5 protein-coding genes are annotated in these 4,298 nt (G+C 63.3%); 4 read left to right on the top strand and 1 reads right to left on the bottom strand.

What is annotated here, in order from left to right:
- The 4 genes from AC1DMG_RS20350 to AC1DMG_RS20365 all read left to right on the top strand — a co-directional run.
- Positions 1-799: AEC family transporter (locus AC1DMG_RS20350; RefSeq protein WP_477180991.1), on the top strand; the 799-nt coding region annotated here is incomplete at its 5' end.
- 9 nt (positions 800-808) lie between these two features.
- The gene (locus AC1DMG_RS20355; protein WP_477176352.1) at positions 809-1,165 is read left to right on the top strand and encodes a nuclear transport factor 2 family protein; all 357 of its coding nucleotides are present in this window, start codon (positions 809-811) and stop codon (positions 1,163-1,165) included.
- Between the two features lie 332 nt (positions 1,166-1,497).
- Positions 1,498-1,896 (top strand): RNA-binding S4 domain-containing protein, encoded by a 399-nt coding sequence (locus AC1DMG_RS20360; RefSeq protein WP_441605192.1) that lies wholly within the window; start codon positions 1,498-1,500, stop codon positions 1,894-1,896.
- Positions 1,897-2,010: 114 nt separating this feature from the next.
- Positions 2,011-2,583 (top strand): response regulator, encoded by a 573-nt coding sequence (locus AC1DMG_RS20365; RefSeq protein WP_477176353.1) that lies wholly within the window; start codon positions 2,011-2,013, stop codon positions 2,581-2,583.
- Between the two features lie 69 nt (positions 2,584-2,652).
- Here AC1DMG_RS20365 and AC1DMG_RS20370 read toward each other — a convergent pair whose 3' ends face one another.
- A complete protein-coding gene (locus AC1DMG_RS20370; RefSeq protein ID WP_477180992.1) occupies positions 2,653-4,095 on the bottom strand; it encodes a catalase in 1,443 nt (480 codons plus the stop codon).
- Between the last annotated feature and the right edge of the window lie 203 nt (positions 4,096-4,298).

Genomic DNA, 4,298 nt, shown 5'->3' on the forward strand with positions numbered 1-4,298 from the left:
GATCAATATCGCGCTGCCGGCGCTGGTACTGGCGCTGGTGCCCAAGGTGAAGGTGGACACGCAGCTATGGTTTCCCGTGGCGTCCATGTGGGTGACCTTCTTTGGCGCGTGGCTGCTGTTCGCCGTGCTCGGGAAAATCCTGGGCTGGTCGCGCGAACGCATCGGCGCCCTCACGCTGGTTTGCGGCCTGGGCAATACCTCGTTCATGGGCTATCCGATGATGCAGGCCTTGCACGGCAAGGAGGGCCTGGCACTCGCCGTGGTGGCCGATCAGCTCGGTTGTTTTCCTTTGCTGGCCTCGGTCGGCGTGGCGGTGGCGTCGCTGTATGCGGGCCGATCGCCGCAGCCGGCCGTGATTGCGCGTCGCATCCTCACCTTCCCGTCTTTCCTGGCCCTGGTGCTCGCCGCGATCGTCGGCGCGCTGGGTGGCTGGCCGCCGATCGTCGATGAGGTCCTGCTGCCCGTAGGCGCCACGCTGACGCCGCTGGCGCTGTTCTCGGTGGGTTTGCAGATCAAGTTCCACCTGGGCGAGCGCCAGCTGCCGCCGTTGCTGCTGGGTCTGGGTTGGAAGCTGCTGCTCGCGCCCATCGCAGCCTTGTTGCTGGGCATGACGGCGGGCGTCGGTGGCCTTACGCTGACCGTGGGCGTGTTGCAGGCGGGCATGGCGCCGATGATTTCCGCGGCGATTCTTGCCGACGAGTACAAGCTGGAACCGTCGCTCGCCAACACCTTGCTGGGTGCCGGCATCGTGTTGTCGCTGATCACCATACCGCTGGGCAATCTGCTGCTGGGCAGCTGAGGAACGCGCATGGATCTCGCCGCGCATTTGCTGGATCTGGAGACACAGCTGCATCGACAGGACGTGCGTGCCGATGAGGCGGCGCTGCGGCAGCTGATCGCCGAAGACTTCTTCGAGTTCGGTGTCTCGGGCACGGTGTGGACACGTGATGCGGTCGTAGAAGCGCTGCGCGGTGAATCGTTTTCGCCGCGTGAGGTCAGCGATTTTCGGCTGACGATGCTGGCTGCGGATGTGGCCTTGGTGACCTACCGTGGGCATCGCTTCGCCACGCCGCAGCGCCCGGCGTCGGATTCGCTGCGCAGCTCGATCTGGCGCCTGCGTGATGGCCAGTGGCAGATGCTCTTCCACCAAGGCACCCCCTTGTAGGAGCGCACTTGTGCGCGACCGCAGCGTTTCGGTGTAGCTCAGTCCTGAAGGCTTTCGCGAAAGGCTGTCGCGCACAGGGTGCGCTCCCACAGAGGGCGCGGGTGATTGGGGGCGCCCGGTGCGCGACCGCGGCGCTTCGGTTTACCTCAGTCCTTGATGTCCGCGCGAAAGGCTGTCGCGCACTACAAAAAAGGCTGCGTGGCTGGTTGTAGGAGCGCACTTGGGCGCGACCGCAGCGCTTCGGTTTAGCTCAGTCCTGGATGTCCGCGCGAAAGGCTGTCGCGCACAAGGTGCGCTCCTACAAGGGGACCGGATGCGCGATAATTGAGGGCATGTCACGGCCCGAATCTTCTTCTGCAGCCCCTCTACGCGCCGATGTGTGGCTCTGGGCGGCGCGCTTCTACAAGACCCGCAGCCTTGCCAAGCAGGCCATCGAAGGTGGCAGGATCGACCTCAACGACGGCAGCTGCAAACCCGCCAAGGCGGTGCATGTGGGCGACGTGTTCCGCATCAATCGGGGCGAGGAGCGGCTGGAAGTGGAAGTTCTGGCGCTCTCCGAGAAACGAGGCCCCGCTCTGGTCGCGCAGGCGCTCTATCGCGAAAGCGAGGCCAGCATCGCCGCGCGCGAGGCGGCGAAGGCTCAGCGTAAGTTACTGGGCACCATGGCTCCTCCAGGGCGTCCGGATAAGCAGGCACGTCGAGAATTGCGACGGCTTAAGGATTCCATGTGAGTCACCCATCTCAGAACGCAGCGCCGTTCTGGGTAAGCATGTCCTCCAAGGAAAGCTGCGCGGGCGCGTGGTTTTCTCTTAGAAATAAGCAGTGGGAGGGCGACAATGGCGGGCATGGGATTCCTGAAGCGACTGCTTTCGAGCGCAACGCCGGGGCAGGTCGAGCAGACGTGGCGCAAGACCACGCATGGGGCACGAATACTGGTGGTGGACGATTCGGCGACGATACGCGCCGTGCTCGGCCGCATGCTGGAGGTGGAAGGTTACGAGGTGGTGCGTGCGGCCGACGGCGAAACTGCGCTGGAGATGGCGCGTGCCGAGCCACCGGCGATGATCTTTCTGGATATCGTGCTGCCGGGCATGAATGGCTTTGCCGTGTTGCGCGCGCTGCGCCACGACCCGGCCACGCAGCACGTGCCGATCGTGATGATCAGCGGCAACCAGCAGGCGACCGAGCAGTTCTACGTGCAGCGCTTTGGCGCGGACGATTTCATCAGCAAGCCGTTCGGTCAGGCGGAAGTCGCGCGCAGCATCGATCGCCTGGTGGGCTTCGGGCGGCTGTCCGCACGCGAAGCGGCCAAGGTGGTGTCCTTGCCGGTGTCGGTGCCGGTGGAAACCATTCCAGCCTTGCTGGCCAATGCCACGGACGAACCGGTCCTGGTGACGGTGCCCGAAATGGCGGCCTGAGCGTTCTCTTCGTAGGCGAAACAGAGGGCGGCGCTCGCAAGAGACGCCGCCTTCGTTTTTTCCAGCAGCTTAGAGCGTGATGCCAACCGCCTTGGCGACGCCTTCGCCATAGGCCGGATCGGCCTTGCTGAAGTGGGCGATCTGACGACGGATGATTACCTCCGGCACACCGCGCATCGACGCGGCGATATTGCCGAATAGTTGTTTCTTTTGATCCGGACTCATCAAGCGGAACAGATCGCCCGGCTGCGTATAGTCGTCAATGCCGTCGCGATCGATGTAGCGATCCGCATCGCCGGAGATGGCCAGCGGCGGCTCCTGCACCGACTTGTCTTCGACCGGGCCATGGAACGAGTTCGGCTCGTAATTCACGCTGCCGCCACCGTTGCCGCCGAAGCGCATCTGGCCGTCGCGGTAGTAGTTGTGCACCGGGCAGCGCGGGCGATTGATTTCCAGCGCTTCGTGATTGGTGCCCAGGCGATGACGTGCCGTATCCGCGTAAGAGAAGATGCGAAATTGCAGCATCTTGTCCGGGCTAAAGCCGATGCCGGGAATCACATTGGCCGGCGAGAAGCTCGATTGCTCCACTTCGGCGAAGTAGTTGTCCGGATTGCGATTGAGCTCGAGCACGCCCACTTCGATCAGCGGATAGTCCTTGTGCGGCCATACCTTGGTGAGGTCGAACGGGTTGTACGGCGTGTTCTGCGCCTCGGCTTCGGGCATCACCTGCACGTACATCGTCCACTTCGGGAAGTCCTTGCGCTCGATCGCTTCGTAAAGGTCGCGCTGGTGCGACTCGCGATCGCGTCCGATCACGCCGGCTGCCTTGTCGTTGGTCCAGTTCTCGATGCCTTGCTGGGTCTTGAAGTGGAACTTCACCCAAAAGCRCTCGCCCAGGTCGTTCCAGAAACTAAAGCTGTGGCTGCCGAAGCCATGCATATGGCGCAGCGTCGCCGGCAGGCCGCGATCGCTCATCAGGATGGTGACCTGGTGCAGCGACTCGGGCGACAGCGACCAGAAATCCCACATGGCGGTGGGGCTGCGCAAATTGGTCCGCGGGTGGCGTTTCTGGGTATGGATGAAATCGGGAAACTTGTATGGATCGCGCACGAAGAATATCGGCGTGTTGTTGCCAACCAGATCCCAGTTGCCTTCTTCGGTGTAGAACTTGATGGCGAAACCACGCACGTCGCGCTCGGCATCCGCGGCGCCGCGCTCGCCTGCCACGGTGGAGAAGCGCAGGAACAACGGCGTCTTCGTGCCGGGCTTGAACAACTTGGCGCGGGTGTACTTGGTGATGTCGTGCGTGATGGTCAGCGTGCCGTGCGCTGCGGAGCCGACGGCGTGCACCACGCGTTCGGGAATGCGCTCGCGATTGAACTGCGCGTGCTTCTCGAACAGCTGGTGGTCCTGCACCAGCAGCGGGCCGCGGGGACCGGCGGTCAAGGCGTTCTGGTTATCGGGGACGGCTGCACCGGATGAGGTGGTGAGGGTCTTGCGGCGGTCGGTCATGCGTGGCTCCTTGCACGTGGGTGAATGGCTGCGTGCACCCGACTCTAGGTAGCTGCTCCCATTTGTGGAATTCGATAGTTTTGATGTCGCCCATAGCTGCGGCCTATGGAGAGAGGCTCGTGCCGTGTACCCGCTGGCTTGGACATTGAAGCAGGGCGACCGATGACGTTGCATCACGGCTTTCACGCACACACCACCATGCC

The organism is Dyella sp. 01N36 (assembly GCF_056399745.1).